General features: G+C 68.7%; 18 protein-coding genes and 2 pseudogenes. 2 read left to right on the top strand and 18 right to left on the bottom strand.

Going from position 1 to position 20,237, the window contains the following annotated elements; genetic code table 11:
* Positions 1-1,003: pseudogene (locus Q0M60_RS03845) on the bottom strand (transcription-repair coupling factor); the annotation flags it as partial.
* 2 nt (positions 1,004-1,005) lie between these two features.
* On the bottom strand, positions 1,006-1,299 hold the full coding sequence (locus tag Q0M60_RS03840; RefSeq protein ID WP_296816133.1) for a succinate dehydrogenase assembly factor 2: 294 nt from the start codon (positions 1,297-1,299) through the stop codon (positions 1,006-1,008).
* A gap of 86 nt (positions 1,300-1,385) precedes the next feature.
* Here Q0M60_RS03840 and recG point away from each other — a divergent pair, with 86 nt between their 5' ends.
* Positions 1,386-3,467 carry an ATP-dependent DNA helicase RecG gene (gene recG / locus Q0M60_RS03835; protein WP_296816136.1) on the top strand — a complete coding sequence of 694 codons (2,082 nt, stop codon included), beginning with the start codon at positions 1,386-1,388 and terminating at the stop codon, positions 3,465-3,467.
* Positions 3,468-3,470: 3 nt separating this feature from the next.
* Here the strand turns inward: recG and Q0M60_RS03830 are convergent, their stop codons facing one another.
* The 14 genes and pseudogenes from Q0M60_RS03830 to Q0M60_RS03765 form a co-directional block, all read right to left on the bottom strand.
* The gene (locus Q0M60_RS03830) at positions 3,471-3,824 is read right to left on the bottom strand and encodes a GFA family protein (RefSeq protein ID WP_296816130.1); all 354 of its coding nucleotides are present in this window, start codon (positions 3,822-3,824) and stop codon (positions 3,471-3,473) included.
* Positions 3,824-7,255, bottom strand: coding sequence for a DNA polymerase III subunit alpha (gene dnaE, locus Q0M60_RS03825; protein WP_296816127.1), 3,432 nt, complete (start codon positions 7,253-7,255; stop codon positions 3,824-3,826). The genes Q0M60_RS03830 and dnaE overlap by 1 nt, the downstream gene beginning before the upstream one ends.
* A 285-nt stretch (positions 7,256-7,540) precedes the next feature.
* A complete protein-coding gene (locus Q0M60_RS03820; RefSeq protein WP_296816124.1) occupies positions 7,541-8,890 on the bottom strand; it encodes a M10 family metallopeptidase C-terminal domain-containing protein in 1,350 nt (449 codons plus the stop codon).
* 66 nt (positions 8,891-8,956) lie between these two features.
* Entirely contained in the window at positions 8,957-9,862 is a 906-nt protein-coding gene (locus tag Q0M60_RS03815; protein ID WP_296816121.1) for a M28 family peptidase, read from the bottom strand.
* Between the two features lie 99 nt (positions 9,863-9,961).
* Positions 9,962-10,834, bottom strand: a complete 873-nt coding sequence (gene tatC, locus Q0M60_RS03810) for a twin-arginine translocase subunit TatC (protein WP_296816119.1) — start codon at positions 10,832-10,834, stop codon at positions 9,962-9,964.
* A gap of 236 nt (positions 10,835-11,070) precedes the next feature.
* A pseudogene (gene tatB / locus Q0M60_RS03805) lies at positions 11,071-11,295 on the bottom strand (Sec-independent protein translocase protein TatB); the annotation flags it as partial.
* Between the two features lie 29 nt (positions 11,296-11,324).
* Entirely contained in the window at positions 11,325-11,549 is a 225-nt protein-coding gene (locus tag Q0M60_RS03800) for a twin-arginine translocase TatA/TatE family subunit (RefSeq protein ID WP_296816116.1), read from the bottom strand.
* A 99-nt stretch (positions 11,550-11,648) separates the two neighbouring features.
* Positions 11,649-11,936: a hypothetical protein gene (locus Q0M60_RS03795; RefSeq protein WP_296816114.1), complete on the bottom strand. Its 288-nt coding sequence runs from the start codon at positions 11,934-11,936 to the stop codon at positions 11,649-11,651.
* 27 nt (positions 11,937-11,963) lie between these two features.
* Positions 11,964-14,039, bottom strand: coding sequence for a M13 family metallopeptidase (locus tag Q0M60_RS03790; protein ID WP_296816111.1), 2,076 nt, complete (start codon positions 14,037-14,039; stop codon positions 11,964-11,966).
* A gap of 80 nt (positions 14,040-14,119) precedes the next feature.
* Positions 14,120-14,779 carry an SMC-Scp complex subunit ScpB gene (scpB, locus tag Q0M60_RS03785; RefSeq protein ID WP_296816109.1) on the bottom strand — a complete coding sequence of 220 codons (660 nt, stop codon included), beginning with the start codon at positions 14,777-14,779 and terminating at the stop codon, positions 14,120-14,122.
* Complete coding sequence (locus tag Q0M60_RS03780) at positions 14,776-15,603, bottom strand: ScpA family protein (protein WP_296816107.1); 828 nt, start codon at positions 15,601-15,603, stop codon at positions 14,776-14,778. Before Q0M60_RS03780 ends, scpB begins: the two co-directional genes overlap by 4 nt.
* Positions 15,600-16,646 carry a beta-N-acetylhexosaminidase gene (gene nagZ / locus Q0M60_RS03775; protein ID WP_296816104.1) on the bottom strand — a complete coding sequence of 349 codons (1,047 nt, stop codon included), beginning with the start codon at positions 16,644-16,646 and terminating at the stop codon, positions 15,600-15,602. Before nagZ ends, Q0M60_RS03780 begins: the two co-directional genes overlap by 4 nt.
* 1 nt (position 16,647) lies before the next feature.
* Positions 16,648-17,424: an SPOR domain-containing protein gene (locus Q0M60_RS03770; RefSeq protein WP_296816102.1), complete on the bottom strand. Its 777-nt coding sequence runs from the start codon at positions 17,422-17,424 to the stop codon at positions 16,648-16,650.
* A gap of 112 nt (positions 17,425-17,536) precedes the next feature.
* Positions 17,537-18,691, bottom strand: a complete 1,155-nt coding sequence (locus Q0M60_RS03765) for a deoxyguanosinetriphosphate triphosphohydrolase (RefSeq protein ID WP_296816100.1) — start codon at positions 18,689-18,691, stop codon at positions 17,537-17,539.
* Between the two features lie 47 nt (positions 18,692-18,738).
* Here Q0M60_RS03765 and Q0M60_RS03760 point away from each other — a divergent pair, with 47 nt between their 5' ends.
* Entirely contained in the window at positions 18,739-19,071 is a 333-nt protein-coding gene (locus Q0M60_RS03760; RefSeq protein WP_296816097.1) for an iron-sulfur cluster assembly accessory protein, read from the top strand.
* 1 nt (position 19,072) lies between these two features.
* On the opposite strand, the gene Q0M60_RS03755 is transcribed toward Q0M60_RS03760, so the two are convergent.
* Together Q0M60_RS03755 and Q0M60_RS03750 are read right to left on the bottom strand one after the other, a co-directional pair.
* Positions 19,073-19,777, bottom strand: coding sequence for an ABC transporter ATP-binding protein (locus Q0M60_RS03755; protein ID WP_296816095.1), 705 nt, complete (start codon positions 19,775-19,777; stop codon positions 19,073-19,075).
* The coding region (locus Q0M60_RS03750; protein WP_296816092.1) for an FtsX-like permease family protein at positions 19,770-20,237 on the bottom strand (468 nt) is incomplete at its 5' end. The genes Q0M60_RS03750 and Q0M60_RS03755, both read right to left, overlap by 8 nt.

The raw sequence follows: 20,237 nt of genomic DNA, 5'->3' as shown, positions 1-20,237 counted from the left end.
CGACATCATCGGGCGAGAGGTACATGCGCGCCGGTTCGACCGGCTTGTAGGGAACCGCTTCCTTTAGCGCGCCACCGGCCTGCGCCGTGCGCGCCTCGTAGTGATCGAGGATCAGCTTATGACGTTCGGCAAGCGATTCATGCGTCAGGTGGTCGAATACCACAGGCACGCCGGGCAAATAGTCGAACACCGTCTCCAGCCGCTCGTGCAGCAGCGGCAGCCAGTGCTCCAGCCCCTGGCGGCGCACGCCCTCGGACACGGCGTTGTAGATCGGATCGTCGCCGCCCGCGCCGAACCGCTCCAGCCAGCGCGTGCGGAACCGCGAGACCGTGTCGGCGTCCAGCAGGATCTCCGACACCGGCAGCAGCTCGACCTCGGTGAGCTGTCGGGTCGAGCGCTGAGTCTCCGGATCGAAGGCCCGGATGGATTCCAGCGTGTCGCCGAACAGGTCGAGGCGCACCGGCTCTTCGGCGCCCGGCGGGAAGACGTCGATCACGCCGCCCCGGATGGCGAACTCGCCTCGGTCGGAGACGGTCGAGGCCCGTTGGTAGCCGTTGACGGCGAAATGCCGCTCCAGCTCGGTAATGTCGACGACCCAGCCGACCTTGGTCGACCAGGCGGCGCGCTCCATGGCCTCGCGGGGCGGGGTGCGCTGGACCGCCGCATTGGCCGTGGTCACCACCACCAACGGCCCCTCGCTCGCCTTGCTGCGCGCCAGCCGCGTCAGGGTGGCCATCCGCTCGGCGGCCACGGCGGGCGAAGGGCTGACCCGGTCGTAGGGCAGGCAGTCCCAGGCGGGCAGCCGCACCACCTCGATCTCGGGCCCGAAGAAGGCCAGGCTGTCGGCGAAGGCGTTGGCGCGCGGCAGGTCCCGGGCGACGAACAGGGCCACGCCGCCGCGCGCGCACATCAGGTCGGCGGCGACCAGGGCGTCGAAGCCCTCGGGCGTTCCGGCCAGCTCCAGGCCAGCCTCAGCCTTGGCGATGCGATCCGTGTCCTTCACGCCTAGCCGCCCAGCCTGTCGGGACCGAGCGCGGTTCGCGCCTCTTCGCGGAAGGCGATGACGGCGGCCAGCACCGGCCCGTCGTGGCCCGGCTCCGGCGCCTCGCGACCCATGATCCAGCCGTAGAGATCCTGGTCGGGCACCTCGAGCAGCGCCTCGAAGGCGTCCAGCTCGGCCTCATTCATCGTTTCCAGACGCGAGTCCGCGAACGGCCCCAGGATCAGGTCCGCTTCGCGAAAGCCCCGGCGCCACGCCCGGTATCGCAGTTTCGACAGGCGTGAGTCGGCCTCGGCCACGGTCTTTCGTCCGTCCGTCAATAAGGATCAGGGGCGGCTGAAATAGGCGCTCCTTGGCCGGTGCGCCAGCCGCTATGGTCATCAACATGCGGCCGGAGATTCTGTTTCCGCTCTTCGCTGATATCGAGACGCTGAAGGGCGTGGGGGCGCGTCTTCGGCCCGCGGTCCTGCGCGTGGCGGGGCCGCACGTGCGCGACGTGCTGTTCACCCTGCCGCATAACCTGATCCGGCGCCGCCGCACCCTGTCGACCCAGGCCCTGGAAGGCGAGGTCGTTATCCTCTCGGTCGAGATCGACCGGCATTTCCCGTCCGCCAAACCGGGCGTGCCCTACAAGGTGCGCGCCTTCGATGAGGCGGGCTATGTCCACCTCGTCTACTTCAAGACCTACGGCGACTCCCTGGCCAGGAGCCTGCCGCCGGGAGCGAAGCGGGTCGTCAGCGGCAAGGCCGAGCGGTTCGGATCGGAGGTGCAGATCCCGCACCCCGACTATATCCTCCCGCCCGAACGGGCCGGCGAGATTCCGGCGACCGAGGCGGTCTATCCCGCTGCCGCCAACCTCGGCTCGCGGCAGGTGCGCAAGCTGGCGCTCGACGCCCTGTCGAAGACGCCGGAGCTGCCCGAATGGCAGGACCCCGCGTGGCTGGCGCGGAAGGGCTGGCCCGGTTGGCGGACCGCGCTGGCGGCGGCGCATGCGCCGAGTTCGGAGGCGGACCTGGAGGCGACGTCCCCTGCCCTCAGCCGGCTTGCCTACGACGAACTGCTGGCCCACCAGCTGGCCCTTGCCCAGCGCAAGAGCGCCCGGCGAACCCTCGCGGCGCCGGTGCTGCGGCCGGGGCCGGTCTCGGAGCGGCTCCTGGCCGCCCTCCCCTTCGCCCTCACTGGCGCCCAAGCCCGCGCCGTCGAGGAGATTCGCGCCGACCTCGCCTCTGGCCAGCGCATGGGCCGGCTGCTTCAGGGTGACGTGGGCTCGGGCAAGACGGCGGTGGCCCTGCTCGCGATGGGCGCCGCTGTCGACTCTGGCTTCCAGGCAGCCCTGATGGCCCCGACTGAAATCCTCGCGCGCCAGCACTGCGAGCGGCTGGCGCCCGATCTCGAGAAGGCGGGCGTGTCGGTCGCCCTGCTGATCGGCCGCGACCGCGAGGGGCGGGCCGCCAAGCTGCGCGGCCTGGCCGACGGCTCCATCTCGGTGGCCATCGGCACCCACGCCCTGTTCCAGGAGAAGGTCGCCTTCAACAACCTCGGCCTGGCCGTGGTGGACGAGCAGCACCGCTTCGGCGTCGCCCAGCGCAACCTGCTGCAGGCCAAGGCCGGCGCGGGCGAAGGCGGGGCGCACCTGCTGACCATGTCGGCCACGCCCATTCCGCGCACGCTCGAGCTGACGCAGTACGGCGACCTCGACGTCTCGCGGCTCGACGAAAAACCCCCGGGCCGCCAGCCCATCGCGACCAGCGCCGTGCCAACATCTCGCATGGACGCGGTCCTTGGCCGGCTGCAGGAGGCGATCGCCGGCGGCGCCCAGGCCTACTGGATCTGTCCGCTGGTCGCCGAGAACGAGGCCGTCGACCTCGCGTCCGCCGAGGCCCGGGCCAAGTCGCTGCGCGAGCGGTTCGGGCCCCGCGTCGGCCTGGTCCACGGGCAGATGCCGGGCGCGGAGCGCGAGGCGGTCATGGCCGCCTTCGCCTCCGGAGACATCTCGTTGCTGGTCGCCACCACGGTCGTCGAGGTCGGCGTCGATGTGCCGAACGCCTCGATCATGATCATCGAACAGGCGGAACGCTTCGGTCTGGCCCAGTTGCACCAGCTCCGCGGCCGCGTTGGGCGCGGCTCGGCGAAAAGCGCCTGCCTCCTGCTGTACGACCCGCCCCTGTCGCAGGTCGCCTCGGCCCGGCTGGAGACCATCCGCGCGACCGAGGATGGCTTCCTCATCGCCGAGCAGGACTGGGCCATGCGCGGCGGTGGCGACCCGTTGGGCATGCGCCAGGCCGGCCTGCCCGCCTACCGCTTCGCCGACCCCGTCGCGCACCGCGACCTGCTGCTGGCCGCCGCCGACGACGCTCGATTGGCCCTGCGCAACGATCACGATTTCCGGACACCCCGCGGTCAGGCGCTCAGGGTCCTGTCAGAGCTGTTCGACTGGCGCGCGGATCGGGCCGACAAGGCGGACTGACCGCTAGAGCTTGGTCCGGCCCGGAAAGCGCTGGGTCTCGATGGAATAGGGCGCGACGTCCTGCAGGGTGCGGACGTTCACCGCCACCATCTCCTGTCCGCCGGGCCCCTTGCCCCGACCAAATGGCTGCACGCCGCAGACAGAGCAGAACAGGTGGTCAATGACGTGCTTGTTGAACTGGTATCTCGTCAGCCGGTCCTCGCCGCTGAGAAGGCGGAATCTGTCGGGCGTCGTGAAGGTGAGCTGAAAACCCTTGGCGTAGCAGTGGGTGCAGTCGCACTCGATGACCTGGCCAAGGTCGAGCTCGGCCTCATAGCTGACCGCCCCGCAGTGGCAGGCGCCTTTGTGGCTCTCCATCACGCATCCTCCAGCATCAGCACGCCCTGTGCGGCCTTGAGCGCTCCGCGCAGCGAGGCGTCCAGCCTGTAGCGGCCCGGCAGCCGCATCTCGACTTCCGCCTTGCCGTCCAGCGCGGCGACGAGGGTGATCTCCCCGCCCCCCTTGGCGCTGGCTGCCGGCGCCAGGCGCTTCTTGATGGAGTCGAGCTCGACCGACTTGGGCGACAGATGAACCCGCAGACCGGCGGCCGCGTCGTCGATGACGGAGTCGATCCGCTGGGCGGCGTCTCCGAAGAAGCGCACCTCTCCGTCCGACGCCTTGGCCCGAACGTTGAGGATGACGGCCGCGCCCGGCTCCAGCACCTCGCGGCAGCGGCGCAACTGCTCCGGCGGGAACAGGACCTCGAACTCGCCGGTCGGGTCCGAGAAGGAGACGAAGGCGAACTTCTCGCCGGTGCGCGCGCTGGCCCGCTCCTGGCGACGGCGCACCATGCCCGCCATGCGGAAGGCCTCCGCCTGACCGGCTTCGGCCTGGGGGATGGCCTCCGCGATCAGGGTCACGCGCTTGCGTCGCAGAACCGCGATCATGTCCTCCAGCGGGTGGCCGGAGAGGTAGTAGCCGACCGCCGAGAACTCCTCGTCGAGACGGTCGGGGCCGACCCAGTCCTCGACGTGCGACAGCCGCGGCCTGGCCGCGTCGGCCTGATCGTCGCCGAACAGGCTGACCTGAGACGAGGCGCGTTCGGCGGCCACAGACTGGGCGTAGGCCATCAGCAGGTCGGCGTTCTCGACCAGCTGGCGGCGATTGGGGTGGATGGAGTCGAAGGCCCCAGCGCGCGCCAGGTTCTCCAGCGCCCGCTTGTTGACGGCGCGCGGGTCCATCCGCTCCAGGAAATCGAAGATGTCGGTGAATGGCCCACTCGCCTGACGCGCCTCGACGACGCTCTTCATCGCCTCCATGCCGACATTTCGCACGGCGCCGAGCGCATAGAGAATCTCGCCGTCCTCGACGTCGAAATCGGCCATCGAACGGTTGATGTCCGGCGGCCGAACAGTCACTTCGAAGCGGCGCGCGTCCTGGTAGAAGACCGCCAGCTTGTCCGTGTTGGAGATGTCGAGGCTCATCGAGGCCGCGATGAACTCGACGGGATGGTGCGCCTTCAGATAGCCGGTCTGGAACGAGATCAGCGCATAGGCCGCCGCGTGCGACTTGTTGAAGCCGTAGCCGGCGAACTTGGCCACCAGTTCGAAGATGAAGTCGGCCTGGCTGGCCGGGACCTGGTTCTCCTCGGCGCCGCGCATGAAGCGCTGCTTCTGCTTGGCCATCTCCTCGGGCTTCTTCTTGCCCATGGCGCGGCGCAGCAGGTCGGCCTCGCCCAGGCTGTAGCCCGACAGGATCTGGGCGATCTGCATCACCTGTTCCTGGTAAATGATGACGCCGTAGGTCTCCTTCAGCACCGGCTCCAGCTTGGGATGGAGCATGTCCGGCGTCTGGCGGCCGAACTTCCGGTCGACGTAGGTGTCGATCATCTCCATCGGGCCCGGCCGATAGAGCGAGATCAGGGCGATGATCTCCTCCAGGCTCTCGCAGCGCATCTTGCGCAGCGTGTCGCGCATGCCCTGGCTTTCGAGCTGGAACACCCCGATCGTCTGACCCGACGCCATCAGCTCGTAGGTCTTGGTGTCCTCGAGCGGCAGGTTGAGCAGGTCCAGCTCGACGCCGCGCTTCCTCAGATAGCCGACCGCACGGTCCAGCACCGTGAGAGTCTTGAGGCCCAGAAAGTCGAACTTCACCAGGCCGGCGCTCTCGACCCACTTCATGTTGTACTGGGTCGCGGGGATGTCCGAGCGTGGGTCCTTGTAGAGCGGAGCCAGCTCGACCAGCGGTCGGTCGCCGATGACGATGCCGGCGGCGTGGGTCGAGGCGTTGCGGTAGAGGCCCTCCAGCCGCAGCGAGGTCTCGATCAGGGCCTCGACCGTGCGGTCCGAGGCCTTGGCCTCCTTCAGGCGAGGCTCCAGCTCGACGGCCTGCTCCAGGGTCACCGGATTGGCCGGGTTGTTCGGCACCATCTTGGCCAGGCGGTCGACCTGCCCGAGCGGCATCTGCATGACGCGGCCGACGTCGCGCAGAACGGCGCGGGCCTGTAGCGTGCCGAAGGTGATGATCTGGGCGACGCGGTCGTCGCCGTACTTCCGCTGAACGTAGTCGATCACCGCCTCGCGGCGTTCCTGGCAGAAGTCGATGTCGAAGTCCGGCATCGAGACCCGCTCGGGGTTCAGGAAGCGCTCAAACAGCAGCCCGAAACGGATCGGGTCGAGGTCGGTGATCGACATGGCCCAGGCGACCATGGAGCCGGCGCCGGAGCCCCGGCCCGGGCCGACCGGCACGCCGTGGGCCTTGGCCCACTTGATGAAGTCCGACACGATCAGAAAGTAGCCGGAGAAGCCCATCTGCTGGATGACGCCGATCTCGCGCTCGAGCCGCGCCCAGTAGTCGGCCTCGTCGGCGGCAAGGGCCAGGCCCGTCAGGCGAACTTTCAGACCTTCCCGCGCCTGCCAGGCCAGTTCCTCGGGCTCCGATCGCCCCTGGCCGGTGTCGAAGCGCGGCAGGATCGGATCGCGCGGGGTCACCAGGAAGGCGCAGCGGCGGGCGATGTCGAGGGTGTTGTCGCAGGCCTCGGGCAGGTCGGCGAACAACCGGCGCATGTCGTCCGCGGGCTTGAACCAGTGCTCGGGCGTGATCTTGCGGCGGTCGTCCTGGCCCAGGAAGGCCCCGTCCGAGATGCACAGCAGGGCGTCGTGCGCCTTGGCCATGTGCGGCGGGCCAAAATAGACGTCGTTGGTCGCGACCAGCGGCACGTCGTGGTCATAGGCGAAGCTGACCAGGCCCGGCTCGGCGGCGCGTTCCTCGTTGGTGTCGTGCCGCTGCAGCTCGACATAGAAACGGTCTCCGAAGACCGCCCTCATTTCCGACAGCGCCGCGCGCGCGTCGGTCTCGCGATCCTGCACGAACAGCGGGTCGACAGGACCGTCCGGCCCGCCCGACAGCAGGATCAGTCCCTCGGAGTGCGCCTTGACCCGTTCCCACGGTACGGCGGGCTCGTCCGCCGGGTCGATATCGAGGAAGGCGGCCGAGGACAGCACGGTCAGATTGGCCCAGCCCATCTCGTCCTGGGCCAGCAGGACGATCGTGGGGGCCTTGGCCCAGCGTTCGGCCTTGCGACCGCCGATGCCGGTGACGGGGATGGCGCAGCCGATGATTGGCTGGACGCCCGCCTCGCGGCAGGCCTGACTGAACTCGAGCGCACCAAACAGGTTGGCCCGGTCGGCGATGGCCACGGCCGGCATCTGGGCATCGGCGGCCATCCTGCCGAGCTTGCCGGCCTTGATCGCCCCCTCCAGCAGCGAATAGGCCGACCGCACACGAAGATGGACGAAGCCCTGGCTCAACCGTCAGTCCTTTCGACTCTGGAGCCGCCTATGGTCGAACACCCTGACAGTCGGCTCAAGCGAGCCCCGGCCATCAGCTGTGGACCGTTCAGGCGACCAGCCCCGCGGCGGTCCAGATCATCCAGAGAAAGGCGCCGACGGACGCCAGCGACAGGGTTTCACGAACGAGACGGGACATGGGCGCGCTCCACAACGTGTTCTGCGTTTGTTCTATTCCCCTTTTGTTCCGCTTGGCAATAGGCTTCGGCCAGCCGTCTCTTGGCGCTCCGGGACTAGGGCCTGGCTTCAGATCAGCCAGTCACCCGGCGCGCCCGCCGGCAGCACTTCAGGTTCGTCGGGGTCGCCCTTGGCACCCTGGACCGGTTCCTCGACCCGGCACACGACCACGATCTCCCCGGGCGCCAGGGTGAAGTCGTCGAACTCGACCAGTTCCACATCCTCGAGAACGTCGGTCTGACCCTTGAACTCGACCACCCATCGGCCGTCCTCGCCGAGCCGCATGACCGCTCGCTCCGCCCAGCCGTCGATGCGGACCCGATCGAGTCCCGCACCGCCGACAAGCCAGTCCGCGCCGGCTCCGCCATAGAGCCAGTCGTCCCCAGCGCCGCCGTCGAGACGATTATCCGCCGCATTGCCCGTCAGCTGATCGTGTCCGGCGCCGCCCACGGCGTTCTCGATCACCGCACCAAAGGCGATCGAGACATTGGAGGTCAGCCCACCGATATTTGAGAACAGCCCCTCCCGCAGATGGATGACTTGATTCACCGAATAACCGGAGCAGTCGAGCGTGTCCTGCCCGCCCGCGTCCCATATCGTGACGACGGGCCGCCAGTTGATGTTGAAGTCGTACGACGTTCGGCCGGCGTTGGAGTTGAAGCCATAGACGGTGTCGCCCGTCCGCGTGGTCATGTTGGCCCCGTACAGCAACTGCATCGCCGCCACGTCGTGGAGCAGCAGTGTCGAGCCGAAGCTGCCCAGGTGATTGGCGCCGCTCTCGTGCGCGCCGAAGTAGGACATGACCGTGTACTGGCCGGTGTCCTGCGCATAGTCGGCGTGATTGAGGTAGGTGATCTCCTCATTGGCGTTGCGGTTGTATTCGCCCGGGTGCGGGACGCCGAGGCCATGCAGGATCTCGTGGAGGAGCACCGAGAAATTCCGGGTGCCGGGATCGTAGGTCGGCGACCAGCGGCTGTAGTTGAACAGGGTCTCGCTCGAATAGATCCGATAGCGGCCGTCGACGATCTCGCTCGGGCTGATGTTCACGTCCGCAGAGCCGGTGGCCCAGGCGGGGAATGTCGTCGAGGTCCCGAAGGTGATGCGTCTATTGCCGGGGCCCGGCGCCAGGTGGTTATCGGCCACTTCCTGGAACTGAAGGTTCACGACGTCGGCGACCAGGTCAAAGGCCCGGTAGACAGCCTCGCGCTGGGCGGGAGTGAAGGCTTGGAAGCCGGCCCACCAGGGGTCCCCGTTCAGATGCGCCGGGCGACTCGTGTAGAAGGTGAAGTTGATCGTGTCGTCCGACCAGGCGCCGCCCCATCGCAGGAACTGCGCCATAATCTGCTCGAAGGTGAAGACCGGCGGCGTGGCCTGGGGCTCCTGCGACGTAACGGCCAGCAGAGCGGAATCCTGGATCATGCGACCTCTCCCACAAGCGTGAGAGCAGGCTACGCCTGACCCCTGGCGGAGTCGCGTTACGTCGCGTTAATGCACGGCGCGCGTGGCGCGCAGGTCGAGATCGTCGGTTGCGTCCACGGCCCGCAGGGCGTCGTGCGCCGTCTGGATCGAGCCCCGGTACCAGGCTGCGTTGATCCGCTCGGCGTCGTCGCTCGGCTGGTGATAATCCGCATGATCGTCGACGCTGAAGAAGACGAACGGCACGCCGGCCGCGTGGAAGGCGCCCTGGTCAGACAGCATCACCCAGTTGTTCCGACCGGTCACCGCCGGGTCGTCATAACCGTAGCGGCGCTCGACGCCCGGCTGCTGGGCGAGACCATCGATCAGGGGAACCAGGCCGGGGTAGGGCCGGCTGCCGACGACCCAGAGGATGCCGTTGTCCCCGCGCGCGACCATGTCGAGGTTGATGTTGAGGACCACGGCGTCCAACGGCACCGGCGGCGACCGCACAAAGGCTTGGGCGCCGAGAAGCCCCCTCTCCTCTCCGTCCAGCGCGACCAGCATGACCGAATGACGCGGCGGGCTCAGGCGCAGCAGGCGCGCAAGTTCGAACAAGGCCGCCGTGCCCGAAGCGTTGTCATCCGCCCCGTTGTAGATCTGGCCGTCTCGAACGCCTTCGTGATCGTAGTGGGCCGTGACGATGATCCAACGGTCAGGGTGCGTCGTTCCGCGAACCACGCCGGCCACGTTGATCCCCTCAAGTGCGGTCGGGCGTCGCGCCGTCGGGGCGGCGGTGAAGGGCAGCAGATAGTCGTCATCAACCGGCTGCAACCCTTCCTCTGCGAAACGCCGCAGGATGTAGTCGCGGGCCATGCGGTTTCCCTCGGTCCCGATGGCGCGACCCTGCATGTCGTCAGCGGACAGGACGGTGACGTCGGCCATCAACTGGTCCGAGGACACGACCAGCGGCGGGGCGGAGGGCCCGGCGGCCAAGCCGGCGCAGCCCGCCAGAGCAACCGCTGCGGCGCCGGCGAGGAGGCGGGAAAAGGAACGCTTCAGGGACACAGGCATGGGGCTCCGGAGGACGGCGGCTCAGGCCGGCTGCTCTTCACCGCGGCGACGCAGCTCGATCAGGCGCACGCACCAGATCGACACTTCGTAGAGCAGCACCAGAGGCACGGCGAGCATCAGCTGACTGATGGGATCGGGCGGGGTCACGATGGCGGCCACCACCACCACGCCGACGATGGCGTAGCGGCGGCCTTGGGCCAGGGTCTTTGAATCGATGATGCCGGCCAGGCCCAAGAGGGTCACGACGACCGGCAGCTGGAAGCACAGGCCGAATGCAAGGATCAGGGTCGTGACGAGGTCGAGGTACTCGGCGATGCGCGGCAGCAGCTGGACCTCGATGCCCTCACCGGCGATCTGCTGCGACAGCGAGAACCACAGCACGAAGGGCAGCATCACATAATAGACCAGCGCCGCGCCGAGCAGGAACAAGACCGGCGAAGCGAACAGGAAGGGCGCGAAGGCGCGCTTCTCGCGCCGGTACAGGCCGGGCGCGACGAACCGGTAAAGCTGCCAGGCCAGGATCGGGAAGCTGAGCGCGATGGCGCCGAAGCCCGCCAACCTCAGCTTGGCGAAGAAGAATTCCAGCGGCGCGGTGAACATCAGCCGCAGAGGCTCGCCTTCGGTCGGCGGCGCCGCCGTCGCCTGGATCAGCGTCACCAGCAAGTCCATGCCGTGACCGTGCCCCTCGCCCTGGGCCGCGAATATGCCGTTGGCCACCTGGAAGGGGTGGAAGAGGAACAGAGAGATCGGCTCGGCGAAGGCGAAGCAAAGGACGAAACCCAGGAAGAAGGCCAGCACGCAGACGATGAGGCGCGAGCGCAGCTCGGTCAGGTGCTCGAGGAGCGGCGCGCGCGAAGCTTCGATGTCGGCGTCTTCGTCAGGAACTTTGGTCATTGCGCCGCCTTCTTCCGGCGCGGCGCGCGGGGCTTTGGTGGCGTCTCGGGATCGGCGGCGGCGGACGGCTTGCGCGCCGGCTTCGCAGGGGCGGCGGCCGCATCGAGCGCCGGCTCCGTCATGGGCGGAGTCTTGGTCAGGGCCGTCGGCTTGGCCGGCGGAACGTCATTCGGGTCGTAGAGGCCCTTCTTGATATCGGCGAAGGTGGCCTTCGTGTCCTTGTCGAGGGGGCCCATCTGGCCGGTGCGCAGCGCCTCGACCTCGCGGCGCAGCTCGTCCAGCTCGGACTGGCGCGCCATGTCGTCAAAGCTGGCGCGGAACTCGGCCGCCATCTTCCGCGCACGGCCCAGGAACTGGCCGACCTTGCGCATCAGCATGGGTAGGTCCTTGGGGCCGACCACGATCAACGCCACCAGGGCGACGACCACGATCTCGAACCCCCCGATTCCGGGGCCGAGCATGGCTCAGTGTCTCCGCGAGCCGAGTGCGATCAGCGGTTCAGCTCTTCCTTCTCGCGGTCCGTGCGCGGCAGCGAGCTGGTTCCTTCGGCGGGGCCTTCGGACGACTGCTCACCATCGTTCTTGAGGCCGTCACGGAAGGCGCGGATGCCCTTGGCGGCGTCGCCCATCAGCCCCGAAAGCTTGCCGCGGCCGCCGAAGAGCAGAAGCACGACCACGATGACGATGAGCCAGTGCCAGATGCTGAAGCTGCCCACGAATACGTCTCCTTGATTGCGGCGATCATGTTGCGCCGCGAACTCGGCGACATATAGGCCCGAACCGCGCTTCGAGCCAAGCAATCCTGACGGATCGGCCTACTGGCTCCTGCGTCGGATCGCCTCGTCGAGGGCGTCCTCCGCGGCCTTGACCCAGGCGTCGTCGTCCTCGGCCTCGTCCGGATCTTCCGGTGAACCGTGATGGACGCCGAACGGCCAGCCCGTGCCATCGAAGCGGACGCGCCGATCAAAAGCCCACCCGATCAGCAGCAGCACCAGCCCGGCAGGCGCAAGGATGATGAAGGCAGCAAGATCCCCCGGCAGCGAGAACAGCCACGCGTTGAACTTTTCGACCGCTTCCAGTTCGGGGCTCATGATCAGGATCATGCGGCCCCGGGCTGAATCCTTCGTGACCTACCAGACCTCGACCCGATCCTCCGGCGCCAGATAGAGGGCCTGGCCCGGTTCAACGCCGAAAGCTTCGTACCAGGCGTCCTGGTTGCGCACCGTCGCCGCGCGCCAGGGGCCGGGCGCGTGCACATTGGTCAGGATGGCGTTGCGCAGGGCCGGCTCGCGGTACTTCGCCCGCCAGATCTGGGCCCAGCCGAGGAAGAACCTCTGATCGCCGGTGAAGCCGCCGATGACCGGGGCTTCGCGGCCGCTCAGCGACAGCCGATAGGCGTCATAGGCCGTGGCCAGGCCCGCCACGTCGGCAATGTTCTCGCCCAGGGTCAGGTCTCCGTTCAAGTTCAGGCCGGGGAACGCCTCATAGGCGTCGTACTGCGCCGCGAGCGCACGTCCGGCCGCCTCGAACCGCGCAAAATCCTGCGGGGTCCACCAGTTCCGCAACCGCCCGGTCTCATCAAACAGGGCGCCGGTCGAATCGAAGCTGTGGGTGATCTCGTGGCCGATGACCGCGCCGATGGCGCCGTAGTTGATCGCCGGGTCGGCGTTCGCGTCGAAGAAGGGCGCCTCCAGGATCGCCGCCGGGAAGATCAGGCGGTTCTCCAGGGGAACGTTCAGGGCGTTCACCTCCTGGGGCAGCATGTACCACTCGTCGTGGCTCACCGGCCGGTTCAGCTTCTCAATATTGCGGCGGTAGTTGAAAAGCTCCGCATTGGCCACATTGGCGTAGGCCTGGTCACGCCGGACCTCCAAGGCGCTGTAGTCGCGCCAGGTCTCCGGATAGCCGATGGAGACGGTCAAGGTCTCCAGCTTGCGGCGGGCGGCGGCCTTGGTCTCGTCCGACATCCATTCAAGCGCGTCGATGCGCTGACCGAAGGCGGCCATCAGGTTGCGCACCAGTTCGTCCGCCCGCTCGCGGGCCTCGGCGGGGAAATGCCGCTCGACATAGACACGGCCGACGGCCTCGCCCAAGGCGGCGTTGGTCGCGTTGATGGCTCGGCGCCACCGCGGCGCCTGCTGCGGCGTGCCGGACAGGGTCGTGCCGTAGAAGGCGAAGTTCGCTTCCGAGAAGGCCCGCGGCAGGAAGGGCGAGGCCCGGTCGAGCGCGTGGAAGGTCAGATAGTCCTTCCAGGTCTCAAGGGACTCCGAACCAACCAACCGGGAGATGCCGGTCACCGCCTGCGGCTGCCAGACCACGAAGGTCGCCTGCTCACCCAGGTCAGCGCCCTGGAAATAGGCGTCCCAGTCCATGCCGGGGGCGCGGGTGGTGAACTCGCCGATGGTCCAGTGATTGTTGCCGGCCCGGACGTCGCTGGTCTGCTCGGCGGTGGCGTGACTACGCGCGATCGCCGTCTCCAGCGCCAGGATCCGACCAGCCTTGGCCTCGGCGTCGCGAACGCCCGCCAGGGTAAGGATGCGCGCAATGTAGGCGCGGTAGGCCGTCCGCATCTCCGCCATGCGCGGATCGGACTCCAGGTAGAAGGCCCGGTCGGGCATGCCCAGACCGCCCTGCACCAGATAGGGTGAGTTACGGGTGGGGGCGTCGAAGTCCTGCGATACCCAGAGGCCGAACAGCCGGTCGGTGTAGTAGTCGGTGGCGTTCAGAAGATCGACGTCGGCGCGCAGCGTCTGACCCAGCGCGGCCGAAAGTTCCTCGCGGTCGCTGATGCGGGCGATCGCGTCCAGTTCGGGCCGCACGGGATCGAGACCGGCGCGTTCGATCGCCTCCTCATCCATGAACGCAGCGTAGAAGTCGCCGATGCGGGCCAGATCGCCATCGGCCTCGGTGTCCGCGGCGGCCTCCTCGAGAATGGCCCTCGTCCGTTCCTGCGCCTGAATGGTGAGGAAGGTGAAGCTGTTGTAGCTGGACCGGTCCGCCGGAATTTCGGTTGCCTGATGCCAGCCGCCGTTGGCGTAGCCGAACCAGTCCTCGCCGGCTTGGGCCTCGCGGTTCATCCCCGCCGTGTCGAAGCCGAACTCTCCGAATACCGGATCGGACCGGGTGGCAGTGTTGTCGCCCTGACAGGCGGCCAAGATCAGCAAGACCGCGGCTGGCGCCGCGAGAACCGTCAGGCGTCGGAGCATCGAGCTCTCCTCATTCTTCGCCAGCGAGCTTAGACGCCGGGTCGGTGCGGTACGCCACTTAAGCTATTGTAACGATCGCCTCAGCGGTCCTCGCCCATAAAGTCCTGGGCGAACTCGGGGGCGTCATCCTCGTCCTCGATCGGGTCCTCCTCATCGGAGGCGGCGCGGGTCGGGTCGGGGGCGGAGAAGTCGGCGGGGAGCGACAGGTCGAGCAGGCCCGCCGCGCGCATTTCGGCGGCTCCCGGCAGGTCGTGCAGGCTGGCCAGGCCGAAGTGTTCGAGAAAGTGGTCGGTGGTGCCGTAGGTCACCGGCCGGCCCGGAGACCGGCGCCGACCGCGCAGGCGCACCAGGCCCATCTCGAGCAGCAGGTCCAGCGTGCCCTTGGAGAGCGAGACGCCGCGCACGCTCTCGATCTCGGCGCGCGTGACGGGCTGGTGATAGGCGATGATGGCCAGGGTCTCTAGCGCGGCCTTGGACAGCTTGCGCGGCTCGTCGCGCTGCTCGGTCATCAGGAACGACAGGTCGGGCGCGGTGCGGAAGGCCCAGCGATCGGCGACGCAGACCAGCTCCACACCCCGGCCTGCATAGCGCGCCCGCAGGCCCGCGATGGCCTGGCCGGCGTCGGCGCCCTCCGGCAGGCGGCGCGCGATGTCGGCGATCGACAGCGGGCCGGCCGCTGCGAACAATAGGGCCTCGACGCGGCGTTCGATCTCGGCCTCGTCAGCGACGAACAGGCTCATTGCTCTGGCTCCAGCACCAGAACATCACGGCGCGACTTCACGAACAGCGGATCGAAGGCGTCCAGCTGCCTGGCCTCGAGCCGGCCTTCCTTGACCAGCTCCAGGCTCGCCGAGAAGGTCGAGGCTAGGCACGAGGTCTGGGATGGCCCTTCGCCTTCCGCATGCCCCTTCGGCGCGACGCGCGTCAGCTCGGTCCAGGCGCTGAGGCGCGGCAGCTGGCTCATCATCCAGTCACGCGCCTCTTCCAGCGGGAAGGCCTCGACGCGCTGGGTCGGCGAATAGCTGCGCTCGACCTCGCGCCTGCGTTGCGAGACATAGGCCGACATCAGGTCGTAGAGGCTGGCGTCCAGCTTGTTGGACGGCAGAACCACGCGTTGCTCCGGATCGCCGCGGCCGAACACGTCGCGCCCCAACTGCGGCCCCTTGGTCAGCGTGTCGACGGCCTTGCGCATCGCTTCCAGCTTCATCAGCCGGAAGGCCAGCTGCTGGGCCATGACCTCGGCCGGCGGCTCGCCCTCGACCTTGCGCTCTGGCTTAGGCAGCAACAGGCGCGACTTCAGGTAGGCTAACCACGAGGCCATCACGAGGTAGTCGGCCGCCAGGGCGAAATTCCTGCGCCGCGCCTCGTGCACGAAGACCAAATACTGTTCGGCCAGCTTGGTGATCGACAGGCTGAGCAGGTCGACCTTCTGCGTCCGCGCCAGGGCCAGCAGGACATGCAGCGGCCCCTCGAACCCTTCCAGGTCGACGACAAAGGCCTCGCCGCCCTCGGCCGCCGCGTCGGCGGCCGAGAAGTCGAGGTTGGGCTGGAAGGCGTCGGTCATTGCGCCTCGCCTACGTCAGGACCGCGCGCGGCGTCCAGTCGGCCGGCCAGCATGGCGTCCAGCCGCTCGCGGGCTGCGACCGGCTCCAGCGGCTCGGGCGTATGAACAATCCGGGCCAGAGCCGCCTCTGCGCGGCGTTTCGAACGCCCTTTTAGCTTGTGCGCGGCCCCGGCGATGTCGCGCATCTCCGGCAACTGGCCATTGCAGTGGAGGACCACGTCGCAGCCGGCCTTCAGCGAAGCGGCCGTCCGCTCAGCCAGCGTGCCGGACAGGGCCTTCATCGATAGATCGTCGGTCATCAGCAGGCCGTCAAAGCCCAGCCGCTCGCGGATCAGACGGACAGCCTTCTTCGAGGTCGTCGCCGGCCGCTTCGGGTCGATCGCCTCGAAGACGACGTGGGCCGTCATGCCCATCGGCATGTCCGACAGCGCCCGGAAGGGCGCGAAGTCCCAGGCCTCCAGCTCCTCCAGCGAGGTCTTCACGACGGGCAGTTCGTGATGGCTGTCGGCGAAGGCGCGGCCGTGGCCGGGCATGTGCTTGATCACCGGCAGGACGCCACCGGCAAGCAGGCCCTCTGCCGCCGCGCGGCCGAGCTGGGCGACCGTCGCCGGATCCTGGGCGTAGGCGCGATCGCCGATGATGTCGTGCGCGCCGGGCACCGGCACGTCGAGCACCGGCGCGCAGTCCACGTCGACCCCGACCGCCTTCAGATCATGCGCCATGAGGCGCGCGCCCAGCCGGCTGAGTTCACGCGCGGCCAAGGGGTCGTTCGTGGCCTTCAGGTACGCCGCGCCCGGCGGATATTTCGGCCAGTGCGGCGGGCCCATCCGCTGCACCCGGCCGCCCTCTTGGTCGATCAGGATCGGAGCCCGGTCATCGCCCACGCTCGCGCGCAGCGCCGCCGTCAGTTCAGCGACTTGCGCCGGAGTCTCGACATTGCGTTTGAAGAGAATGAAGCCCCACGGCCTGACCTCGGCGAAGAAGTCCCGTTCGGCCTCGGTCAGCCGAGGTCCGGAACAGCCGAAGATGGCCGCAAGGCTCAACTCAGCGGACCACGCAGTCGCGGCCCGAGGCCCGCATCGCGCCGCAGAAGGCCCGCGCCTGCTCACCCGAGAAACCGTTCATCGTCGTCCGATAGACCGTCCGGCCGTCCGAGGTTGTGACCTGCTCGATGCCGCGGGTCCGGCCGGTGGCGAACTGCGGGAAGGACGCCGCCACCTCGGCATAGGCGCGCTCGGCGGCCTCGCGGGACGAGAAGGCCCCGATCTGCACGGCCGATCCGCCGCTCGTGACCGGCGGAGGCGCCGTCGGGCGATCCGGGTCGGCGGGCGTGGTTTGCTGAGGACGGCTGGGCGGCTGCTGCGTTTCGACCGGCGGCGGGCCGGACGTGGTCGGTTCCTCGACGGGGCGCTCCTCGACCAGGGGCGGCGGGCGCTGGCCCGGCGCTTCTGGCAGGGGCGCGAGTTCGACGCCGTCCGGCGCCGTGGGATCGTAGAGCTCGATCTGGGCGGACGGATCCAGCGGCTGGGCCTCGTCCGGCGCTGCGCCGGCCAGGGCGCCGGCTTCACCCACGACCGGCGGAGCGTCGTTCGCCCCGCGCACGCCCGAGCGGTAGAACAGGACGACCGCGATGATCAGCACCAGCAGCACGACGGCGCTGGCGATCAGGGTCAGCGGCAGGGGACGCTTTTCACCCGGTCCGCCGTATCCGCCGCCGCCATAGCCGCCGCGCGGGTCATAGCTGCGGCGGTCGAAGCGCAGATCGTCGTCGTCGGGCGGCGTATAGGCGCCGTGCTCGGGATCGGGCCGTTCGTAGGACATGACGTCTCTCGCAAGTCGTTCGGCGCGCGAATCGGACGCGCGCCACCAGGGATTCTAACCCAACCCCGGCCTTGCTCGAATCACATCTGGCGGCCGTCCACAAGCGGCGCCGTCAGAGGCGGCCCTGCTCCTCCAGCGCGAAGCCGTCGGTCATGCCGGCGATGTAGTCGCACACGGCCCGGGCGCAGCGGGCGCTGTCCCCCGCCCTCGCCCGCGCCGCCCATTCCGCCGGCATGCGGCCCGGATCGGCCAGGAAAGCCGCGAACAGGTCGTCGATGGCGCTGGCGGCGCGCGCCCGCATCTCGTTAATCCGCTCGTGGCGGTACATGTGCTCGAACAGGAAGGCCCGAAGCCGGGCCAGGTCCTGCATCATGTCGGCGGAGAACTGGACCATGGGTCGCCTGGCCAGACGGGCGTCCTCGTCGGTCGTCACACCATCCTCGGCCAGCCGCCGCCGGGTCTCGCCCAGCACATCCTCGATCATGGCCCCGATCATGCGCCGGACCGCCTCGATTCCCGTCATGCGGTCGTCCAGCCCCGGCCAGTCGCGTCGCACCCCGCCGATGATCGGCCCGATCAGCGGCACAGCCTCCAGCTCCGACAGGCTGAACAGCCCGGCCTGCAGCCCGTCATCCACGTCGTGATTGTTGTAGGCGATGTCGTCCGCCACCGCCGCCACCTGCGCCTCCAGTGAGGCGAAGGTCCCGGGCCGGATGTCCCACTGCTGCTGAAACTCGGCCACGGCGCGCCAGGCCGGCTCGTCCAACCGGTGCGCCACCGGCCCGTTGTGCTTGATGACGCCCTCCAGCGTCTCCCAGCTCAGGTTCAGCCCGTCGAAGCCGGGATAGCGCTTCTCCAGCCGGGTCACGATGCGGAAGGTCTGGACGTTGTGATCGAACCCGGCCCACGGCTCCATGAGGGCCTTCAGCCGGTCTTCCCCCGCATGTCCGAACGGCGGATGACCCAGGTCGTGGGCAAGGGCGACGGCCTCAGCGAGATCCACGTCGAGCCTCAGAGCATCGGCCAGCGATCGGGCGATCTGCGCCACCTCCAGGCTGTGCGTCAGGCGGGTGCGGTAGTGGTCGCCCTCGTGGGCGATAAAGACCTGGGTCTTGCCCTTGAGCCGCCGGAACGGCGTGCAATGGATGATCCGGTCGCGGTCCCGCGCGAAGGGCGTGCGCGTCGCGCTGGGCTTTTCCGGATGCAGCCGGCCCAGCGACCGTTCGGGGTCGGCGGCGAAGGCGGCGCGACTGGCCTCGGCTTGCAATGGCGACCCTTCCGTCCGGCCAAGGCAGCCCTCATATAGCGCGCAGCATGAACGACCAAGCCGTCACTCTGGACACCAGCGCCGCGCGCCGCCTCGCCGAGCTTTCCGAGAAGGAGGGCCGGCCCCTGATGCTGCGCATCGCCGTGGACGGCGGCGGCTGCTCCGGCTTCCAGTATCGGCTGGACCTGGTCGAGGCCGCAGAGCCCGACGACATCCGCATCGAGCGCGACGGCCAGGCCGCCCTGGTCGATCCCGTGTCCCTGCCCCTGCTGGCCGGCTCGGAGATCCGCTTCGTCGACGAGCTGCTCGGCGCCCAGTTCAAGGTGCTGAACCCCAACGCCGTCGCCAGCTGCGGCTGCGGCGTGAGCTTCACGATCTGACTCAGTACGCGTGGCTCTCCGCCGCCCGTTCCTCCAGGTGCCCGTCCTTCAGGGCGAACACGCGGTCCATATGTCCCGCCAGTTCCATGTTGTGCGTGGCGATCAGGGCGCCGACGCCGGTCTCGCGGACCAGGTCATGCAGCGCCGCGAATACCGCCTGGCTGGTGGCCGGATCGAGGTTGCCGGTCGGCTCATCCGCCAGCAGCAGACGCGGCCGATTGGCAAGCGCGCGGGCGATGGCCACCCGCTGCTGCTCGCCGCCGGACAGTTGGCCGGGCTGGTGCGTCTGCCGCTCGCCCAGGCCCAGCGTCGTCAGCAGCTCGGACGCCCGCGCGCGCGCCTCGGCCTGTTTCACTCCGCCCATGCGGAGCGGCAGGGCCGCGTTATCCCGTGCGTCGAACTCGGGCATGAGGTGGTGAAACTGATAGACGAAGCCGATCTTGGCCAAGCGCAGTCGCGTGCGACCGCGCTCGTCCAGTCCGCCCGTGTCCTCGCCGTCGATGGCGATGGTCCCGGCGTCCGGCCGCTCCAGCAGGCCCGCGGCATGCAGCAGCGACGACTTGCCTGAGCCCGACGGGCCGATTAGGCCGACCACCTCACCCGGACGCACGTCCAGGTCGACGCCCTTCAACACCTCCAGCGAGCCGGCCGAGGTGACGTAGGTGCGGCGCAGGCCGCGGATGGACAGCAGGTTCGCCTCACTCATAGCGAAGCGCCTCCACCGGATCGATGCGCGACGCCCGCCACGACGGCGCCAGCGCCGCCAGCGCCGACAGGATCAGGGCGGCGCCCGCGATGATGATCACCTCGGCCCACTCGATGCGGGCCGGGATGGCGTCCAGGAAGTAGATCTCCGGCGGGAAAAGCGACCGGCCGATGATGCCCTCGATGAAGCGCTGGATCGGCTCGATGAACAGGCAGAAAAGCACCCCCAGTGCGAAGCCGACGATCGTCCCCGCCCCCCCGATCGAGAAGCCGGCGACCAGGAAGATGCGCAGGATCGACCCCTGCCCCGCCCCCATGGTCCGCATGATGGCGATGTCGCGCGTCTTGTTCTTCACCAGCATGACGATGCCGCTGATGATGTTCAGCGCCGCCACCAGCACGATCAGCATCAGGATCAGGCGCATGACGATGCGCTCGACCGCCAGGGCCCCGCGCATGGT

The organism is Brevundimonas sp., from assembly GCF_024711105.1.
Classification (GTDB): domain Bacteria; phylum Pseudomonadota; class Alphaproteobacteria; order Caulobacterales; family Caulobacteraceae; genus Brevundimonas.
This window is presented reverse-complemented; position numbering and strand designations above follow the sequence as displayed.